Genomic DNA, 19,622 nt, shown 5'->3' with positions numbered 1-19,622 from the left:
GCGGGGCGCTGGGCAGCGGAAGCGCCGGGAGGGAGACGGCCGGACCAGCCGGTCGGCCAGCCGTACGGCTAGCCGTACGGCGAAGGGGTCCATCCCCAAGGGGCCGCAGGGAGGAGCCGGCGGCATACAGGTGCATAGAGGTGCTCCAGGCGGCGCGGGACGGCGCCGGCGGACGGACGACGGAAAGGCGGGGAGAGCGTGGACGAGCGCGAGACGGCCCGGACCCAACCCGGCCTGGGCAACGGGGCGGGGGATGGTCCGGACCCCCAGGCCGGCCGCCGGGCCGGGCCCGGATCGGCCGCCGGCTCCGGCGCCGGGCGGCGGCTGCGGGTCGGCATCCTCTTCGGCGGGCGGTCGGGGGAACACGAGGTCTCCCTCATGTCGGCCCGGTCGGTCTACCGGGCCATGGATCGCGACCGGTTCGAGCCCGTGCCCATCGGCATCACCCGGGAGGGCCTGTGGATCCTGCCCCGGGATGCCGCCGCCCTGCTGGAGGCGGGGCGGGGGGTCGAACGGGCCGACGGCGTGCCCCTGGCCGTGGTGCCCGGCCCGGCGGGAGCCCGCCTGCTGGTGTTGGAAGGCGGCGCGGAGGCCGGTTCGTCCGGTGAGGAAACCGGGGCGGCGGGGCGCGCCGGGGCCGTGGCGGGGCGGTGGCTGGAGCCGCTGGACGTGGTCTTCCCCGTGCTCCACGGCACCTTCGGCGAGGACGGCACGGTCCAGGGGCTCCTGGAGCTGGCCGGCCTGCCCTACGTGGGCGCGGGCGTCCTGGGCTCGGCCGTGGGCATGGACAAGGCCGTGATGAAGGAGCTCTTCCGGGCCCGCGGCTTGCCCGTGGTCCCCTTCCTGGTGGTGACGGCGGCCCGCTGGCAGCGGGAACCCGGTGCCGTCCTCGCCGCCATCGAGGGACAGCTGGGCTACCCCTGCTTCACCAAGCCCGCCAACCTGGGCTCCAGCCTGGGCATCCGAAAGTGCCGCGACCGCGGAGAGCTGGAGGCCGGCCTTGAGGAGGCCTTCGCCTACGACCGCAAGGTGGTGGTGGAACGCGGCGTGGACGCCCGGGAGCTGGAGATCAGCGTGCTGGGCAACGACGAGCCCATCGCCTCCGTACCCGGGGAGATCCGGCCGAAGGACGAGTTCTACACCTACGCGGCCAAGTACACCGAGGGCGGCTCGGACCTGATCGTGCCGGCCCAGCTGCCGCCACGGGTGGTGGAGGAGATGCAGAGGCTGGCCATCGGCGCCTTCCAGGCCATCGACGCCGCCGGCATGGCCCGGGTCGACTTCTTCCTGGAGCGGGCCACCGGGCGCTTGCTGGTCAACGAGATCAACACGATCCCGGGGTTCACCGCCCTGAGCATGTATCCCAAGCTCTGGGAGGCCGCGGGCTTGCCCTACCGCGACCTGATCACCCGGCTGATCGAGCTGGCGCTGGAACGTCATGGTGAACGGGCGCGGCTGCGGACATCCTATGGAGACGGGGCCCCGTCCTGAAGGACACCGCGCCTCCGGTGGCGAAACTGGACGGCAACGCCCGGGCCCGTGACGGGCCGCCGCCCGGCGGCCCCGCCGGCCGCGAAACGGATCATGACCCCGGTCCCCGGGCCACCGGCCGGGTGCCCGGGGGTGGCCGGGTGGCCCGGGTGCCGGGGCCGAGCCGGGGCGGGTCGCCGGTAAGGGGAGGTGACGCCGTGGCGGATTGCCTGTTCTGCCGGATCGTCGCGGGCGAGCTGCCCGCCGACAAGGTCTACGAAGACGAGCACGTCCTGGCCTTCCGGGACATCAATCCCCAGGCGCCGCAGCACGTCCTGGTGATCCCCAAGCGGCACATCGCCTCCCTCAACGAGGCGGGGGCCGACGACGTCCCGGTCCTCGGGCACCTGCAGCGGGTGATCCCCGAGGTGGCCCGCCGGGTGGGCGTGGCCGAGAGCGGGTACCGCGTGGTCGTCAACACCGGGCGCGATGCCCTGCAGACGGTCTTCCACGTGCACTATCACGTCCTGGGCGGCCGCTCCCTCGGATGGCCGCCCGGTTGATGGCTCCCTGCGGCCACCCCGGTGGCCGGAGGTCGTGGTCGGGAAGGAGGGATCCGGGGTGGCCGAGATCAAGCGCCGGGAGAACGAGACCCTGGACGACGCCCTGCGCCGGTTCCGCCAGGCCATGCGCAAGGCGGGCATCCTCAGCGAGGTGCGCCGGCGCGAGCACTACGACAAGCCCAGCGTGCGCAGGAAGAAGAAGAGCGACGCCGCCCGGCGCCGCCGCCGGGGCCGGTGACGCCGGCCCGGGCCGCTGAAGCCGCCGGCCGCCGGCAAGGCCGTTGCCCGGACCGGGTCGCCGCGGCCGTCGCCGTGGCCACGGCTAGCAAACCGGCGGGCCGGGTGGGCGGGGAGGTCTCTCCATGTCCCTCAAGGAACGTCTGGAACAGGACATGAAGGAGGCCATGAAGGCGCGGGAGGCGGGCAAGACCCGCCTCTCCGTCATTCGCATGGCCCGGGCCGCGATCAAGAACGAGGAGATCGAGCGCGGCCATCCCCTGTCGGACGACGAGGTGTTGCAGGTCCTGGCCCGGGAGAAGCGCCAGCGCCAGGAGGCCCTGGAGGAGTACCGCCGGGCCGGGCGGGACGACCTGGTCCAGCAGATGGAGGCGGAGATCCAGGTCCTGGCCGCCTACCTGCCCGAGCCGCTGAGCGAGGCGGAGCTGACCCTGCTGGCCGAAGAGGTCATCGCCCAGGTCGGGGCCCGCGGGCCCCAGGACATGGGCAAGGTCATGGGCCAGCTCATGCCCCGGATCCGCGGCCGGGCGGAGGGCAGCGACGCCAGCCGGATCGTCCGCGAGCTGCTGAGCCGCATGGCACCGAAGGCGTAGGCCGGACCGTGCAAGGGCGGACCGGCAGGGCCGGGGAGGAACCGGGGAAACGGGGGCGGGGCGTGGTGGACGGGGGCCGGCTGTGGAAGGCCCTGCAGCGGCTGGCGGGGGTGCTGGTCGTCCTCGCCACCCTGGTGGGCGGCGGCGGGAGCGGAGGACCGCCGCCGGCCGCCAGCGCGTCGCCGGCGGCGGGGACACCCGAGCAGGTGCTGGTCATCCCCATCCGCGGCAACATCGAGCCGGGGCTGGCCCGGTTCGTCCGTCGCGGCTTGAACCGGGCCCGCGAGCAGCGGGCCGCCGTGCTGCTGGAGATCAGCACCTTCGGCGGCCGGGTCGACGGCGCCACGGAGATCCGTGACGCCATCGACGCGGCTGTGGCCGCCGGCGTGCCCGTTGCCGCCTGGGTTCCGGACCGGGCCATCTCCGCGGGGGCCCTGATCGCCATCGCCGCGCCGTCCCTGTACATGGCGCCCGGCGCCACCCTGGGCGCCGCCGAGCCCCGCCCCGCCGACGAGAAGACCATCTCCTACGTCCGCGCCGAATTCGAGGGAGCCGCCCGCAGCCGCGGCCGCGATCCCCAGGTGGCCGCCGCCATGGTCGACAAGGATGTGGCGATCCCGGGGCTGGTGGAACGGGGCCACATCCTCACCCTGACGGGCGAGCGGGCGCAGGCCATCGGGTTCATCGAAGGGCTGGCCGCCAGCCGCCAGGAGGCGCTGGCCAAGGCCGGCTGGACGGGCCTGCCCGTCCACGAGCTGGCGCCCACGGCGGCGGAGCGGGTGGCCCGCTTCGTCACCGACCCCCTGGTCGCTCCCCTGCTGCTCTCCATCGGCCTGGCGGGGCTGGTGGCCGAGTTTTACGTGCCGGGGTTCGGCTTTCCCGGAATCGTGGGCTTGCTCAGCCTGGCCCTGTTCTTCGGCGGGCACCTCCTGGCCGGTGTGGCCGGCTGGGAGGTGCTGTTGCTCTTTTTGGTGGGGGTCGTCCTGCTCGCCGTCGAGCTGGTCGTGCCCGGCTTCGGCGCCTTTGGCGTGGGAGGCCTGCTGGCCCTGGGGGCCGCCGTGGTGCTGGCCACCGGCGACCCGGTGCGGGGGTTGCAGTCGCTTCTGATCGGGTTTGTCGTCGCCGTGGCGGTGGCGGTGATCCTGGGCCGGGTGGCCGGCCGCCGGGGCTTGTGGCGCCGGCTGGCCCTGCCCACCCGCCTGGGCGCCGCCGAGGGTTTTCGCGCGACGGAGGTGGACCAAACCCTGCTGGGCGGGCGGGGCCGGGCCCTCACGCCCCTGCGCCCGGCGGGGACGGCCGCCGTGGCGGGGCGGCGGGTGGACGTGGTGACCGAGGGCGAGTACCTGCCGGCCGGGACCCCCGTCCAGGTGATCCGGGTGGAGGGCCGGCGGGTGGTGGTGCGGGCGGTGGAACCGGAGGGCCCCGGGGCCGAACCGGGCGGTCCTGCGGTGGAACCGGACCCTGCCGCGGCCGGGGACCGCTCCGGGGCGGCGGGGGCCGGCGGCCCGGAGGGACCGCCGCCGGCCGGGCCCGGGCCCGCCGGCCCCGCAGCCGGTTCGTCCTGATCGCGGCGGGAACGAGGGAGGGGGAGGAACCCGTGGACCTTTCGTGGCCGATCCTCCTGGTCAGCATCGGCCTCTTGCTGGTTGCCCTGACGGTGGTGTTCAGCTTCATCCCCGTCGGGCTGTGGATCTCGGCCCTGGCCGCCGGCGTGCGGGTGCCCATCATCACCCTGATCGGCATGCGCCTGCGGCGGGTGCCGCCGCACCGGATCATCAACCCGCTGATCAAGGCGGACAAGGCGGGGATCGACGTCAGCCTGGACAAGCTGGAAGCCCACTACCTGGCCGGCGGCAACGTGGACCGGGTGGTCGACGCCCTGATCGCCGCCCAGCGGGCGGAGATCCCCCTGACCTTCGAGCGGGCGGCGGCCATCGACCTGGCGGGGCGCGACGTGCTGCAGGCGGTGCAGGTCAGCGTCAACCCGCGGGTGGTGGAGACGCCGGTGGTGGCGGCCGTGGCCAAGGACGGCATCGAGCTCAGGGTCAAGGCCCGGGTGACCGTCCGGGCCAACATCGACCGGCTGGTGGGCGGTGCCGGGGAGGAGACCATCATCGCCCGCGTGGGGGAGGGCATCGTCACCACCGTCGGCTCCGCCGAAGACCACAAGGCGGTGCTGGAGAACCCGGACTCCATCTCCCGGGTCGTGCTGAGCAAGGGCCTGGATGCGGGCACCGCCTTCGAGATCCTCTCCATCGACATCGCCGACGTGGACGTGGGCCGCAACATCGGCGCCCAGCTGCAGATGGACCGGGCCGAGGCCGACAAGAACATCGCCCAGGCCAAGGCGGAGGAACGGCGGGCCATGGCGGTGGCGGCGGAGCAGGAGATGCGGGCCCGGGTCCAGGAGATGCGGGCCAAGGTGGTGGAGGCCGAGGCCCAGATCCCGCTGGCCATCGCCGAGGCCTTCCGGCAGGGGCGGCTGGGCGTCTTCGACTACTACCAGCTGCGCAACCTGCAGGCGGACACGGAGATGCGGGCGTCCCTGGCCGGCGGGCCGGGTCAGGGCGACGCCGGTTCGACCGCGCCGGGCGCGGAGGGCCGCTGACCGCCGGCCGCGGCCGGTCATGACCCGGGAGGGGGAACGGCGGCGTGCCGGACTGGTTGGAGGGGCTCTTGGGGTCGGGGATCGACGTCGCCATCCTGCTGGGGATCCTGGCCAGCGTCGTGCGGGGTCTGGTGGACTACTATCGCCGCCGGCCGGGCCAGGGGCGCCCTGCGGCGGGACCGGCCGCGCCGCGGCGCCAGGAAGGGGCCCGCCCGGGGCCGGCCAGCGGGCCCAGGAGGCTGGAGCGGCCGGTGCCGCGGCCCGATGGGGCCGGCGAGCCGGGACAGCCGCTTTCACCCACAGCCCCTCCACAGGAGGAGCGGCAACCCGCCCGCCCGGCTTCCCGCCCGGCGGCTGAAGCGCCCCGGACCCCCACGGCGTGGCCGGGCGGCGGCCCCTGGGGCGACCTCTGGGGCGATCTGCTCCAGCAGATGGAACAGCTGCTCCGGGAACGGATCGAGCCCAGGGTTCCGGACGAACCGGCGCTCCCGCCCCCGGTCCGGCAGCGCGGGGAGGCCACCCCAGGTGCGGAAGGCCGTGCCGGCGAGGAGGGTACTCCCGGCGGCGAAGGGGTGCCGGGCGGCGAAGGCACCGCCGGAGGGGAAGGGGTTGGGGGTCTGGAAGGGCCGCGGGTGGCGGCGGCCCGGGCGGAAGAGCGGCCCGCCCCGTCCCGGCCCGGCCCAAGCCGCCCCGCTCCTGCGGAGGACGGCGGGAGGGCCGGCGTCCTCCAGCCCCCCGTTCCCCCTACCGGGCCGGCGCCCCTCCCCGGCCTGCCGTCGCCCGTCCATGCCGCCGCCTTGGCGCCGGAGGCCCGCCGCGCCATGGTGCGCCGGGCCTGGATGTGGATGGAGGTCCTCGGCCCGCCCCGGTCCCTGCGGCCGTGGGTGCCCCCAGGGCCCGGTGGCGCCCGGCGCCCCTGAGGGAGGCGCGGGCCGCCCGCTGGGCCCCTGCTGCCGCCATCCCGGTTGCCGCCATTGCCGCTTCCGCCAGCCCTGCTCCCGCCATCTCCGCTTCCACCGCCCCTGCGAACGCCATCCCCGCTTTCGCCATCCCCACTCCCGCCACCCCTGCGGCCGCCATCATATCCCCCCGCCCCCCGCCGTAACCTTCAGCGGAGGCTTGTGCACGAAGGAGGCAGCGCCTTGGCGCGGGACGGGCGCGGGGGCGGAGGCCGAGGGGCGCACCCGGGCGGGGGCGGCTGGCGCCACTGGCTGGCGGAACTGGAGGACAGCCTGGCCGGCGCCCTGGAACTGCCCCGGGATGCGGTGCGCAACCTGCCCCGCATCACCTTGCTGGGGTCCCTGGAGCTGGTGGTGGAAAACCACCAGGGCGTGCTCTACTTCGACGATGCCCGGGTCCTGGTCGCCGTGCCCGGCGGCCGGCTGGAGGTGACGGGGCAGGGGCTGGCCATCGGCCGGATCGACCGGGAGCAGTTGCGCCTGCAGGGCCGCGTCGACCAGCTGCGGTTCCTGCCGGTGCCCGGAGCGGGGGAGGGCGGCCGCCGGGCCGGGGCCGTCCCAGGGGCGAGCTACCCGCGGCCGGGAGGCGACCGGCGGTGACCCGGGGCGTGTGGCGGTTCCTCCTAGGCGCCGTGGAGGTGGTGGTGACCCCGTCGCCCCGCCGCCGCTGGCGCCTGCCGGCGCGACTGGGGGGGCGGGCCGCCGCCGAGCCGGCGGGATGGGGGGACGATCCCGGCCTGCCCCGGGCGGGGATCGAGGCCTTCCTCAACCAGGCCGCCGCCCAGGGCCTGGTCCTCTGGCGGGTGCGGCGGGGCGATGCGGGGACCCTGCGCGGGTGGGTGGCGGTCGACCAGGTGGGGGCCCTGCGGGCCGTGGCCCGGCGGGCGCGGTGCCGGGTGCGGTTCGGCCGGCGGGTGGGCTGGCCCTTCCTCTGGCGGCGGCTGGCGCGGCGCCGGGTGCTGCTGGGCGGCGCCCTGGCCACCGCCGTCCTGGTCTACTATCTGTCGGGGGCCATCTGGTTCATCGAGATCCACGGCCTCGAGCACCTGCCGGAGCCGGTGTTCCGGCAAGAGCTGGCCCGGGCGGGCCTGCGACCCGGCGTGCGCAAGGATGCGGTGGACCTGCGCCAGCTGGCGGAGCGACTGCCCCTGGAGGTCCCCGGGGTCGCCTGGGTGGGCATCACCAGCTACGGCGTCAAGGTCGTCCTGGACGTGGTGGAGAAGGAGCCGCCCCCGGCGGTGCCCGCCGACCGCCCGGCCCATGTGGTGGCCCGCCGGCCGGGGGTCATCGTCCAGGTCATGGCCCTGCGGGGTGAACCGGTGGTCCAGCCCGGACAGGTGGTGAAGGCCGGCCAGATCCTGATCCGCGGCGAATACCGCCCGCCCGAGCCGCCGGCCTCGGAGGGGGACCGGAACCGGCCGCCACCCCGGCCGGGCAAGCCGGTGGCGGCCCTGGGCCGGGTCCTGGCGCGCACGTGGTACAGCGAGTACCGGGAGGTTCGCCTCGAGCAGATCCAGCCGGTGCGCACGGGACGGTCGTGGGTCCAGGTCGTCCTGCGTATCGGACCCTGGCGCCTGCCGGTATACTGGCAGCGAGGGCAGTCCGGACGGTACGAGGTGGAGCGCCGGGTGCTGCTGGCCGCGCCGGGCTGGAGGGATGGCCCGGCCCCTGTCGAACTGTTGAGGGAAACCCGCCACGAGGTGGTGCTGGCGCGACACAGGCTGACGCCCCAGCAGGCCATGCGGCAGGTGGAGCGGCAGGTGGTGGCCCGGGTGGCCGCCGGCCTGCCGCCGGGAAGCCGGGTCGTGGCGGTGAAGAGCCAGCTGGTGCAGCAATCGGCAGGATTCGTCGGGGTTCGCACCACCGTCGAGGCCATCGAGGACATCGGCGTGCAGCGCCCCTTCGACCGGCCCTAGCGGTCCTCCAGCCGATGCGGGCACCGCCCACCCGGCGTGCAAAAGGAGGGCGATGGGCTCCTTGCCCGAGGCGCGGCAGCCCAACGGTGCGGCGCCGCCGGCCGCCGAAGGCCACGTGGCCGTCATCGACCTGGCGGATCACAGCGAAGCGCTGCAACTCTTCGGGCGCGGGGATCAGAACCTGCGGCTGATCCAGGACAGCTTCCCGGTCCAGATCGTCTCGCGGGGCGATCACATCCGCTTGCGCGGCCGGCCCGACGAGGTGCGGCAGGTCGCCACGCTGTTCGAGGGCCTGCTGCAGCAGGTGCGGCGCGGGGTCCCCCTGGGCCCCGAGGACGTCCGCTACGCGATCCAGCTGGCGCGGGAGGGCCGCGCCGAGCGGATCCCCGAGGTGGGGGACGACGTCATCGTCACCACGGCCCGGGGCAAGCCGATCCGCCCCAAGACCCTGGGGCAGCGGCGCTACGTGGAGGCCATCCGCGAGAACGGGATCGTCTTCGGCATCGGGCCCGCGGGAACGGGCAAGACCTACCTGGCCATGGCCGTCGCCATCGCCAGCCTCAAGGCCCACCAGGTGGCCCGCATCATCCTCACCCGGCCCGCCGTCGAGGCCGGCGAGAAGCTGGGCTTCCTCCCCGGCGACCTGCAGGAGAAGGTCGACCCCTACCTGCGGCCCCTGTACGATGCCCTGTGGGACATGCTGGGCGTCGAGACCTTCCAGAAGTACATGAACCGCGGGCTGATCGAGGTGGCCCCCCTGGCCTACATGCGCGGCCGGACCCTGGACGACTCGTTCATCATCCTGGACGAGGCCCAGAACACCACGCCGGAGCAGATGAAGATGTTCCTGACCCGCCTGGGCTTCGGCTCCAAGGCGGTGGTGACGGGGGACGTGACCCAGGTGGACCTGCCCCGCGGGCGCCATTCCGGCCTGGCCCACGTCCAGCAGGTGCTCAAGGACATCGAGGGGATCGAATTCGTCTACCTGACGGAGCGGGACGTGGTGCGCCACCCCTTGGTGCAGCAGATCATCCTGGCCTACGAGGCGTACGAGCGACAGGAGGAACAGGCGGCCGCCGGCCGCGACGGGGGCGCCCGCGAGGGGAGCCCCGAAGGCCAGGAGGGCCGGGATGCCGGGGCCGGGCGGCGGGAGCGGGACGGCTCCGGCGCCGGGGGGGCGGGCCGGCGCCGCCCGTGACCCCGGAACCCGGAGGACCCCGCGGGGCACCCGGGTCCCCGTGGGGCATCCGGCGGCCGGAGCGAAGGAGGCCAGGCGGTGGCGGGCGGTTCGCGGGTCGACCCCCGTGAACCGCCCGCCACCGTGCCGCGACGCCTGTGCCGGGAGTGGACAAGATGGACGGAGGCTTTGCCGGCCTGGGCCGCTGGCTCGATCGCCACCTGGGCGACCAGTGGCGGGAGCCCCAGGTGCGGCGTTTCATGTGGAGCGGCCTGTTCTTCCTGTGCTTCACGCTGCTTTTGGCCACGGCGGTGGCCCCGGCCCAGGTGCGGGTGCGCCCCGGGCAGGCCGCGCCGCGGGATCTGGTGGCGCCAAAGCAGTTGATCGACCGGCCGGCCACGGAACGGCTGCGCCAGGAGGCGGCCCGGGCCGTGCCCGACCAGTACCAGGAGGATGACACCGCCGCCGAGCAGGCGCGGCGGGACGTGGACGCCGCCTTCGACGCCGTGGCGGCGGTGCAGGAGGCCATGGCCCGCCGGGCCGAGGCCGAGGGTCAGGGCGGCGGTCCCCCCGAGCCCGTCGCCGCCGACCGCGGCCGCCTGGAGCAGCGGCTGGGCTTTGCCCTGCCCACGGAGGTGGCCGACGCGGTCCTCACCGCCGACAAGGGCACCCTGGAGGCCATGCGCCGCGACCTGTGGGCGCTGGTGCGGCGGGAGCTGGACCAGGGGATCAAGGAGGACCAGCTGGCGGCCACCCGGTTGCGGCTGGGCGAGGAGATCGACAACCTGGACTACCCCCGGCCCCTGCGGGAGTTCATGGACCTGGTGGGCAGCCGCGCCCTGCGCCCCAACCTGATCTTCGACCGGGAGGGGACCGAGGAGGCCCGGCGCCGGGCCATGGAGCAGGTCGACCCCGTGGTCATCGTGCCCGGCGAGGTCATCGTCGAGGCCGGCGAGAAGGTGACCGAGGACGACATGGTCCGCCTGCGGGACGCGGGCCTGCTTCAGGAAGACCCGTGGGGCCTGGCGGGCATCTGGGCCGGCACGGGCCTGCTGGTCCTGCTGGGCATGGCGGCCGGGGGCGCCTACCTGGCGACCTTCGACCGGCGGGTCTACGAGGACGAACCGCGGTTCGTCCTGTTCGGGCTGGTGCCGGTGATCACCCTGGTCTTCGCCCGCCTGCTGCAGCCCGTGTCCCCGTACCTCATGCCCGTGGCCACGGGGCCGATGCTGCTGGCCGTCCTGCTGAGCCCGCGCACCGCCCTGGTCGCCGCCATGCTGCTGGCGGTGGCGGTGGGGGTGATGGCCGGCGACGGCCTGCGGTTCGGCATCGTGGCCTGGTTCGGCGGGGCGGCGGCTGCCTTCGCCGTCTCCCGCCTGGGCCACCGTTCCGACTTCATGCGGGCCGGGGCCATCATCGCCGGCGTCAACGCGGCGACCACCCTGGGCCTGGCCTTGATGCTGGGCAGCCCGCCCCTGGACCGCCTGGAGGTCTGGAAACAGGTGGGGTGGTCGGCCTTCGGCGGCCTGCTGGCGGCCATCCTGACCATCGGCCTCCTGCCCTTCCTGGAAAGCTTTTTCGGGCTGGTCACTCCCGTTCGCCTGATCGAACTGGCCAACCCGAACCAGCCCCTCCTGCGCCGCCTGCTGGTGGAGGCGCCGGGCACCTACCACCACAGCCTGATGGTGGCCAACCTGGCCGAGGCGGCGGTGGAGGAGATCGGCGGCAACTCCCTGCTGGCCCGGGTCGGCGCGTATTACCACGACGTGGGTAAGATCCGGCGCCCCTACTTCTTCATCGAGAACCAGTTCGGCGGCGAGAACCCCCACGACAAGCTCTCGCCCAACCTGAGCGCCCTGATCATCACCGCCCACGTCAAGGACGGCATCGAGCTGGCTCGCCAGCACGGCCTGCCCGAGGAGATCATCCGGTTCATCCGGGAGCACCACGGCACCACCCGGGTGGAATACTTCCTGCGGCGCGCCCAGGAGATGGGCGAGCCGGACCAGGTGCTGGAGGGCAACTTCCGCTACGACGGCCCGCCGCCCACCACCCGGGAGACGGCGGTGGTCATGCTGGCCGACGGCGTGGAGGCGACGGTCCGCTCGCTGGGCCACCTGACCCCGGGCCGCATCGAACAGGTGGTGCGGAAGATCATCAAGGACCGGCTCAACGACGGCCAGCTGGACCGGGCCGACCTGACCCTCAAGGACCTGGACCGGATCGCCGCCACCTTCGTCCGGGTGCTGACCGGGGTCTTCCACCACCGGATCGAGTACCCGGAGGTCGTGCTCAAGGAGATGGAGCGGGCCCGGCGCAAGGAGGGGGCGCCGCCGCGGGAGGGGCGGCCGGCGCGGCCGCCGGAGCCGAGGCCGGTTCCTCCGGCGGACGGGGGCCCCCGGGTTCGGGAGGGGCGCGGCGATCCGGAGCGGCGGGACGGCACCCCCCTGGAGACCGAAGCGGCGCCGGACGAACCCGGCCCGGGGCCGGCCGGGGCCGAGCCCCCGGGCCCGCCGGGCGCCGGCCGCCCGCCCGACGGCGGCGATTGAGGCGGCGGCGCACCGGGACACCCACCCACCGGGAGGGAACGGGATGGACCGCCACGACCCGCAACAGGGCCCGACCACCGTCCTGACCATCGCCAACCAGCAGGCCATGCCCGTGCCGGCCCACTGGGAGCGCCTGCTGCCCCAGGTGGTGACCCGCCTGCTGGCGGCGGAGGGCCTGGCCGGGCCCGTCGAGGTGGCCCTGACCTTCGTCGATGACGCTGCCATCCAGGAGCTGAACCGGCGCTACCGGGGCAAGGACGCCCCCACTGACGTGCTATCCTTCCCCCAGCTGGAGCCGGCGGAGGTGGCTGCCTTGCAGGCGGGCGGGGAGGCGGCGGAGGCGGGGACGGGTTTACCCCCCGCCGTCCCGGGCGGGGTCGCGGGCCCCGCGGGGGAGCCGGTCCCCCTGGGCGACGTGGTGATCTCCCTGGAGCGGGCGGCCGCCCAGGCCCGCGAGTACGGCCATTCGGTGGACCGGGAGGTCGGTTACCTCCTGGCCCACGGGGTGCTCCACCTGCTGGGATACGACCACGACGATGCCGAGGGGGAGCGGCGGATGCACGAGAAGGCGGAGGCGGCCCTGGCCGCCTGCGGGTTGACGCGGCCATGAGGGGCGGCCGGCGGCCCAGCTTCGGGCGGGCGGCGACCCTCGCCGAGTCCTTCCGTTACGCCTGGGCCGGCTTCCGCTGGATCTGGGCGACGGAAGCCAACATGCGGCTGCACTTCGCCGCGGCCACCTTGCTCTTCACCGCAGCCTGGTGGACCGGTGCCGTCGCCTGGCAGTGGGCCCTGCTGATCCTGGCCGCGGGGCTGGTGATCCTCCTGGAGTGGATCAACACCGCCATCGAGGGCGCCGTCGACCTGGCGACCGAGGAGTTCCGGCCCCTGGCCGGCCGGGTCAAGGACGTGGCGGCCGGGGCGGTCCTGGTGGCTGCCCTGCTGGCCACCCTGACGGGCGTCGTCGTCCTGGGGGCGGACCTCTTGCGCCTGCCCGCTCTGCTGGTCTTCTACGCCCGGGAGGCGCCCTGGCGGCTGCTGCCCCTGCTCCCCGCCCTGTACTTCGCCCTCAGCTCCCTGGGGGTTCGCCGGGCGACCCGGGACGAACCGGCCCCCCGCGGCCGCGGGGGCGGCTAGACGAAGACGCGCGGTCCCGGCCGCCGGGCCGCCGCCGGCCTGCCGCCCCGGACCGGGGCGCCGCCTTGATCGCCAGCCGAAGACCCACAATGCAGTACACCCGCTGGGAGGAGGTCAAGCCCTTGCGACCCTGGCCGACCCCGTCGCCCTTGCCGCCGGTTATAGCCTTGGCCCGTTCGACCCCCTGGCCTGCCCCGAACCCTTCCCGCAACGGCGACCGGGAGGCCGGCGGCCGTCTCTCCCGGCGGCCGGGTCCGGCTCAGGGGCCGCACCCTTGCCGGTCCCGGCCGGCCGCGGGATGGCAGGGGCGGCGCTGGACCCGCCGGTCGCTCGCCGTGGTGGCCGCCCTGGCCACCCTCCTGCTGGCCGCCTGCGGCCGCTCCCAACCGGCCACCACCCCCGGTCCCACCCCGCCGCCCGCCGGCCAGGAACCCGCGCCCGCGCCCCCGCCGGTGCTCAATCCCTTGACGGGGCGGCCGGTGGCCGATGAGGCCAGCCTCCAGCAGCGCCCGGTCCTGGTGAGCATCGACAACCACCCCGACGCCCGGCCCCAGGCGGGGCTGACCCAGGCCGACCTGGTGTACGAGGTGCCGGCGGAGGGCGGCATCACCCGCCTGCTGGCCCTCTTCATCACCCAGCGGCCCCAGCGGGTGGGACCGGTGCGCAGCTCGCGCCACTACTTCCTCGACCTGGCCGCCGAGTGGCAGGCCCTCTACGTCCATGCGGGGGGCAGCCCCCAGCATTACGCCCGCATCGGCGCCAGCGGCCTGGACGACCTGGACGGGGTCCGCTCCGACCCCCGGGGCGGCGGGCAGCGGGTCTTCACCCGGGACAAGGGCCGGGCCATGCCCCATAATCTTTATGCATCCCTGCCGGTGGCGCTGGCGGCCGCGGAGGAGCGGGGTTGGGCGGTGGCCGCGGCAGCCCCCCGGGCGCCCTTCGCCTTCGCCGAACCCGGGGCGCCGGCGGCGGGCGACCAGGTGGCCGAGCTGGTGATCCACTGGCCCGGCTGGCGCCAGGGATGGGTTCGCTACCGCTGGACGGGGCAGGGTTTCCTCCGGGAGACGGCCTTCGGCCCCCATATGGCGGAGGAGACCGGCCAGCCCCTGGTCCCGGCCAACCTGTTGATCCAGTTCGTCCCGGTGCGGGCGATCCCCGGCGACGTGGCCGGCCGCCTGGACGTGGAGGTCACCGGCGCGGGCCGGCTGCTCATCGCCACCGGCGGCCTGCTGCGGGAAGGGCGCTGGGAGAAGGCCTCGGCGGCCGCACCGACCCGCTGGCTCGAAGCCGGGGGCGAACCCGTCCGGCTGGCGCCGGGCGCCACCTGGATCCACCTGGTGCCCGAGGGCACCCGGATCGAGGTAGAGGCGCCCGCCCGGGAGGGGGAGGCCGGCGGTCCCTCGGGTTCCGGCGACGGGCCGTCTCCGGGTGGCGCGACCAGCGGCCCATGACGGCAGGGAGGCACCAACCCGCGACCAGGAGGATGGCGAGGAGGGAGGCGACCATGGCGGCCAGGAGGGCGGTGGCGGCGGCCGGGCCCAACCGGCCCCAGGGCGGGCCGGCCCCCGCCGCGGGCGCCCAGATTGCCCCCGGCGACGATCCGGCCCCGCAGGACGCCCCGCCGGAGGCCGGGGCGGCCCGGCCCGACGGGCCGGGGGACGAACCCGCCTCGCGGGCGGCCCCGCGGGCCGGGGATGGCGGGGCCGGCCCGGGCGACGCCGGCCCGGGCGGCGGCTTCCGTTCGGGCTTCGTCGCCCTGATCGGCCGGCCCAACGTGGGCAAGTCGACCCTGCTCAACCAGATCATCGGCCGGAAGATCGCCATCATGTCCGACAAGCCCCAGACCACCCGGACCCGCATCTTGGGGGTGCTCAACCGGCCCGGTGCCCAGCTGGTCTTCGTCGACACGCCGGGCATCCACAAGCCCCAGCACCTGCTGGGCGAGCACATGGTGCGGGTGGCCCGCCGTACCCTCCAGGAGGTGGAGGCGGTCTGCTGGCTGGTGGAGGCGCCGGACCGGGAACCGGGGCCGGGCGACCGGTTCATCGCCGAGCACCTGGAAGCCGTGAAGACGCCCAAGATCCTGGTGGTCAACAAGATCGACCAGGTGCCGCCGGGCGAGGTGCCGGCCATCGCCGCCCGTTTCGCCGAGCTGGGCCGGTTCGCCGCCGTCCACCCCATCTCCGCCCTGCACGGGCTGGGTGTGGCCGAGCTGGTGGCGACCCTGGAGGGGCTGCTGCCGGAGGGACCCCGGTTCTTCCCCGAGGACATGGTGACCGACCAGCCCGAGGCCCAGATCATGGCCGAACTGATCCGCGAGCAGATCCTCCACCTGACCCGGGAGGAGGTGCCCCACGCGGTGGCGGTGCTGATCGAGAAGGTGGAGCGCCGCCCCAACGGGGTCGTCTACGTTCCCGCCACCATCTACGTCGAGCGGGAGGGGCAAAAACGCATCCTCATCGGGGAGCAGGGCCGCATGCTCAAGGAGATCGGGCGCCTGGCCCGCCAGGAGATCGAGGCCCTGCTGGGCTCGCGGATCTTTCTGGACCTCTGGGTCAAGGTCAAGCCCGATTGGAGGAACAAGCAGGGGGCCCTCAGCAACTTCGGGTTCCACCAACCCTGACGCGCGGGCGGGGCGCGATGGGCGCCCCCCGTCCCCGATGCGTCGGGCGGTGGAACCGGGTGGGGCCGGGCAGGTGGGGAGCGATGGCGGACCGGACCGGCGCGGCGGAGCAAGGGACCCGGGAGACCGGTATGGAGGGACCCGGCGGGGCGGGATCGCCGGCACGGGAGGCGTGGCCGGACCAGCTGGCCCGGGCCGTTGCCGCTGGCGATGCCGCTGCGGCGGCGGAGCTGGCCGCCCAGGTCCATCCGGCCGACCTGGCCGAGTTCGTCCTGAAGATGGCGCCGGCGTCCCGGTCCCGGCTGCTGGCCTGGCTGCCGCCCGAACAGGCGGCCCTGGTCGTCGAGGAGCTGCCCCCGCCGGTCCAGTCGGAGATCCTGGCGGTCCTGGGCCGCCAGCGGGCCGGCGCCGTCCTGGAGGAGATGGCCAGCGACGAGGTGGCGGACCTTTTGGGGGAGCTGCCGCCCCAGCGGGCCGTCGACCTCCTGGGCCTGCTCAAGGAACCGGAGGCCGCCGACGTGCGGTCCCTGTTGTCTTACCTGGACGACACCGCGGGCGGCCTGATGACCACGGAATTCGTGGCCCTCCAGGACGACCTCACCGCCGCCGAGGCCATCGACGCCCTGCGCCGGCTGGCCCCCGACGCCGAGACCATCTATTACGTCTACGTGGTGGACGGCGAGGAGCGGCTGCAGGGGGTCCTCTCCCTGCGGGAGCTCATCGTCGCGCCGCCGGAGACGCCGATCCGGCGGATCATGCGCACCCGGGTGGTGACGGTGCCGCCGGAGATGGACCAGGAAGAGGTGGCCCGCATCGTCGCCAAGTACGACCTGCTGGCGGTGCCCGTGGTCGACGGCGCGGGCCGCATCCTGGGCATCGTCACCGTGGACGACGTGGTCGACGTCCTGGAGGAGGAGGCCAGCGAGGACATCTACCGGCTGACGGCCACCCCTGAGGGGGCGGTGGCTGGCACCTCCTGGCTCCGGGCCCGGTTGCGCCTGCCGTGGCTGGTGGGCCTGCTGCTGGGCGAGCTGGTGGTGGCCCGGGTGATCCAGGGCTTCGAGGGGACCCTGGAGCGGGTGGCGGAGCTGGCCTACTTCATCCCCCTGCTGGCGGCCACGGCGGGCAACGTGGGCACCCAATCCCTGGCCACGGCCGTCCGGGGCCTGGCGACGGGGGAGATCGCCCGCGGGCAGGCGCCGCGGGTGCTGCTGCGCGAACTGCAGGTGGGCCTGTTGCTGGCCGTGGTGCTGGCGCTGACCAGCGGCCTCCTGGTGTACGGCGTGCTGGGCCACGGGCCGGTGGCGGTGACGGTGGGCGTCGCCATGGGGGTGAACACCCTGGTGGCCGCGGCCATCGGCGTCCTGGTGCCCCTGGGCCTGAGCTGGCTGCGGGTCGACCCGGCGGTGGCCTCGGGCCCCTTCGTCACCACCACCCTGGACGTGGTCGGCACCCTGGTGTACTTTCTCACCGCCACGGCGCTCCTGTTGCGGGCGGCGGGCTGACCCCCGGAGGGATCCGACCGGCCGCCGGCGCCCGCCCGGCCCGTGGGCCAACCGGGGGCAAACCCGCATCCCGGTGGGCCAACCGGCGGGCGAACCCGCCTCCCGGCGGGCCGCACCGGTGGGTGAACCCGCCTCCCGGCCGGCCAAACCGGCGGGGGCGGGGGACGAACTGGCCCGGCGGCCCCCCTTGCGCCCGGTGGCTCGGGTTTTGCCGGCCCGCGGGGCTCGCCCCGGGCACCGGGCGGGGGCCGGAGGGGGTCGCCGGAGGAAGGGGCCCGAGGGCGGGCGCGGGAGGAAGGGGCCGGAGGGGGGCGCCGGAGCAACGGGCCGGAGGACGGGCGTGGCAGGAAGGGGCCGGAAGGCGGGAGCCGGAGGTGGAGGCATGCCCCTCTACACGGTGGACGGCATCGTGCTGCGAACCCGGGAGTACGGGGAGCGGGACCGCCTGGTCACCCTGGTCGACCGGGAGGGCACGCGGCGCACCGTCCTGGCCAAGGGGGTGCGGCGCCCGCGCAGCTCCCTGGCGGCCGGGGTGCAGCCCTACACCTTCAGCCGGTTCCTCCTGTGGAAAGGGCGGTCCCTGGACGGGGTCAGCCAGGTCCAGGTGCTGGACGCCCTGACGGGCCTGCGCGGCAGCCTGGAGGCCCTGGCGGCGGCCGCCTACGTGGCCGAACTGGCCGAGGCCTTCACCCAGGAGGGGGCGCCGAGCCCGGGGGTCTTCGCCACGGTGCTGGAGGTGCTGCGGGGGCTGGCGGCGGCCCCGGGCGACCGGACGGCCCATGCCCTCTGGCTGCGCCACGCCGAGCTGCGGTTGCTGGAAGGGGCGGGGCTGGGGATGCAACTGGACGCCTGCCAGGCTTGCGGGCGGTCCCTGGGCCCGCCGGCGGCGTCACCGCCCGGGGCCGAGGAGGGGGCGGCCGTCCCGGCGGGGTACAGCGCCGAGCTGGGCGGGGTCCTCTGCCGCCGGTGCCTGCCGGGGTACCCGGCGGCCCTGCCCCTGGACCCGGCCCCGTGGCAGGTGCTGCGCCAGGCCCGGCGCCTCAACGCCGTCCTGGCCGGCCGGCTGCGGCCGGGCGCTGAGGTCCTGGCCCGGGCCGCGGAGGCGGTCCAGACCCACCTGGTCTACCACCTGGGCCGGCCCTTTCGATCCCCGGGGTTTTTGGCAATACTGGATGAAGCGACGCGCTTGACGGCCCAAGACCGGGCACCCGGGCGTGAACCCCGCACCGGGCCGTGACCCGAGGGTCGGAGGGGGTGAAGCGGGTGACGGAGCTGGAGAAGATCGACATCCTGCGGGAGCGGGCGGGCGTCAGCTACCGGCGGGCTAAGGAACTCCTCGACCAGTGCGGCGGCGATGTGGTCGAGGCCCTGATCCGCCTAGAGGAGGAATCCCGCCGCAACACCTGGCAGGAGCGCATCCAGGTCCAGGGCGCCGAGCTGGTCGACCGGGTGCGCCAGCTGATCAATGAGGGCAACGTGCGGCGCATCGTGATCCGCAACCAGGACGGGCAGACCCTGGTGGAGCTTCCGGTCACCGTGGGCGCCCTGGGGGCGCTGCTGGCGCCCATGCTGGCGGTGGTCGGCGTCATCGCGGCCCTGGTCACCCGGGCGACCATCGTGGTGGAACGCCGCAACGACGGCGGTGGGAGTCCCGGCCAGGGGGCGGGGACGGGCGCCGAGGGCGGCCCGGCGGCTCCCGGGAATCCCGCCGGGGCCAGCGGCTGGGGCGGCCAGATCACCGGCGCCGGCGGGGCCGGCGAGACGGGAGGCTGGGGCGTCTCCGGGGACGGCCCGGCGGGCGGCCCCCAGGACACGGGGCCTCGCCACTAGGCGGGCCGGCAGGATCCGGGGCGCCGCCGCCGAAAGGCAGCCTGTCGCGCCCGGTGCAGCGAGTCGCGCCCGGTGCAGCCTGTCACGCCGGTGGACCTGGAAACCGGCGGGATGAGCAACCCTGGCCATCGACCTTGACCGTCCAACCGGCCGGCCGCGGCGGCTCCCCGCAGGGACCGGGGGGCTCCGCCGCAGGCGGCCGGGCGCCGGAGGGCGATGAGGGGGAGGAGTACCCCGGTGCGTCCGGTTCCAGCGAGCCGGTGCGGGTGGGAGGCCGGCCCGGAACCCGGGGGAAGGCGCCCCCGAGCCTGCGGGAGGAAAGGCGCGGGCCGGCACCGGCCGGCCCCTCGGGGGCCGGTTCGTCCGGCGCCGCCTGCGCCGAGTAAAGCCCGCACCGTGGAGGTGGGTTCGCCCCCCGCCGGGACCGCGCCCGATCCAGGGAGAGCAGCCGGCGGCGC

18 protein-coding genes are annotated in these 19,622 nt (G+C 75.2%); all 18 read left to right on the top strand.

The features are described from left to right. Window positions 1-198 precede the first annotated feature (198 nt). The 18 genes from ACYQ02_RS09500 (at window position 199) to ACYQ02_RS09415 (ending at window position 19,164) form a co-directional block, all read left to right on the top strand. Complete coding sequence (locus tag ACYQ02_RS09500; RefSeq protein WP_460040193.1) at window positions 199-1,491, top strand: D-alanine--D-alanine ligase family protein; 1,293 nt, start codon at window positions 199-201, stop codon at window positions 1,489-1,491. A 197-nt stretch (window positions 1,492-1,688) separates the two neighbouring features. Further along, window positions 1,689-2,033, top strand: coding sequence for a histidine triad nucleotide-binding protein (locus ACYQ02_RS09495; RefSeq protein WP_460040192.1), 345 nt, complete (start codon window positions 1,689-1,691; stop codon window positions 2,031-2,033). A gap of 58 nt (window positions 2,034-2,091) precedes the next feature. Beyond that, window positions 2,092-2,271: a 30S ribosomal protein S21 gene (rpsU, locus tag ACYQ02_RS09490; RefSeq protein ID WP_460040191.1), complete on the top strand. Its 180-nt coding sequence runs from the start codon at window positions 2,092-2,094 to the stop codon at window positions 2,269-2,271. Window positions 2,272-2,395: 124 nt separating this feature from the next. After that, window positions 2,396-2,863: a GatB/YqeY domain-containing protein gene (locus ACYQ02_RS09485; RefSeq protein ID WP_460040190.1), complete on the top strand. Its 468-nt coding sequence runs from the start codon at window positions 2,396-2,398 to the stop codon at window positions 2,861-2,863. Between the two features lie 8 nt (window positions 2,864-2,871). Beyond that, window positions 2,872-4,428: an NfeD family protein gene (locus tag ACYQ02_RS09480; protein WP_460040189.1), complete on the top strand. Its 1,557-nt coding sequence runs from the start codon at window positions 2,872-2,874 to the stop codon at window positions 4,426-4,428. A 32-nt stretch (window positions 4,429-4,460) separates the two neighbouring features. Beyond that, window positions 4,461-5,471, top strand: a complete 1,011-nt coding sequence (gene floA, locus ACYQ02_RS09475; protein WP_460040188.1) for a flotillin-like protein FloA — start codon at window positions 4,461-4,463, stop codon at window positions 5,469-5,471. 44 nt (window positions 5,472-5,515) lie between these two features. Next, entirely contained in the window at window positions 5,516-6,391 is an 876-nt protein-coding gene (locus ACYQ02_RS09470) for a hypothetical protein (RefSeq protein WP_460040187.1), read from the top strand. Window positions 6,392-6,613: 222 nt separating this feature from the next. Continuing rightward, complete coding sequence (locus ACYQ02_RS09465) at window positions 6,614-7,030, top strand: YabP/YqfC family sporulation protein (protein WP_460040186.1); 417 nt, start codon at window positions 6,614-6,616, stop codon at window positions 7,028-7,030. Continuing rightward, entirely contained in the window at window positions 7,027-8,346 is a 1,320-nt protein-coding gene (yqfD, locus tag ACYQ02_RS09460; protein ID WP_460040185.1) for a sporulation protein YqfD, read from the top strand. Before ACYQ02_RS09465 ends, yqfD begins: the two co-directional genes overlap by 4 nt. A 61-nt stretch (window positions 8,347-8,407) precedes the next feature. Then, entirely contained in the window at window positions 8,408-9,544 is a 1,137-nt protein-coding gene (locus ACYQ02_RS09455) for a PhoH family protein (RefSeq protein WP_460040340.1), read from the top strand. Between the two features lie 155 nt (window positions 9,545-9,699). Continuing rightward, window positions 9,700-12,072 carry an HD family phosphohydrolase gene (locus tag ACYQ02_RS09450; RefSeq protein ID WP_460040184.1) on the top strand — a complete coding sequence of 791 codons (2,373 nt, stop codon included), beginning with the start codon at window positions 9,700-9,702 and terminating at the stop codon, window positions 12,070-12,072. A gap of 43 nt (window positions 12,073-12,115) precedes the next feature. After that, entirely contained in the window at window positions 12,116-12,682 is a 567-nt protein-coding gene (ybeY, locus tag ACYQ02_RS09445) for an rRNA maturation RNase YbeY (RefSeq protein ID WP_460040183.1), read from the top strand. Further along, the gene (locus tag ACYQ02_RS09440; protein WP_460040182.1) at window positions 12,679-13,206 is read left to right on the top strand and encodes a diacylglycerol kinase family protein; all 528 of its coding nucleotides are present in this window, start codon (window positions 12,679-12,681) and stop codon (window positions 13,204-13,206) included. Before ybeY ends, ACYQ02_RS09440 begins: the two co-directional genes overlap by 4 nt. 122 nt (window positions 13,207-13,328) lie before the next feature. Beyond that, window positions 13,329-14,657 (top strand): DUF3048 domain-containing protein, encoded by a 1,329-nt coding sequence (locus ACYQ02_RS09435; protein WP_460040181.1) that lies wholly within the window; start codon window positions 13,329-13,331, stop codon window positions 14,655-14,657. A 53-nt stretch (window positions 14,658-14,710) separates the two neighbouring features. Beyond that, the gene (gene era / locus ACYQ02_RS09430) at window positions 14,711-15,829 is read left to right on the top strand and encodes a GTPase Era (protein WP_460040180.1); all 1,119 of its coding nucleotides are present in this window, start codon (window positions 14,711-14,713) and stop codon (window positions 15,827-15,829) included. An 83-nt stretch (window positions 15,830-15,912) separates the two neighbouring features. Then, window positions 15,913-17,334, top strand: coding sequence for a magnesium transporter (gene mgtE / locus ACYQ02_RS09425; RefSeq protein WP_460040179.1), 1,422 nt, complete (start codon window positions 15,913-15,915; stop codon window positions 17,332-17,334). Between the two features lie 382 nt (window positions 17,335-17,716). Next, window positions 17,717-18,571 (top strand): DNA repair protein RecO, encoded by an 855-nt coding sequence (gene recO, locus ACYQ02_RS09420; RefSeq protein WP_460040178.1) that lies wholly within the window; start codon window positions 17,717-17,719, stop codon window positions 18,569-18,571. Between the two features lie 26 nt (window positions 18,572-18,597). After that, a complete protein-coding gene (locus ACYQ02_RS09415; RefSeq protein WP_460040177.1) occupies window positions 18,598-19,164 on the top strand; it encodes a DUF4342 domain-containing protein in 567 nt (188 codons plus the stop codon). Window positions 19,165-19,622 lie beyond the last annotated feature (458 nt).

Source organism: Thermaerobacter litoralis, from assembly GCF_054654595.1.
The sequence above is the reverse complement of the archived record's forward strand: the minus strand, read 5'-3'. Positions and strand labels throughout refer to the sequence as shown.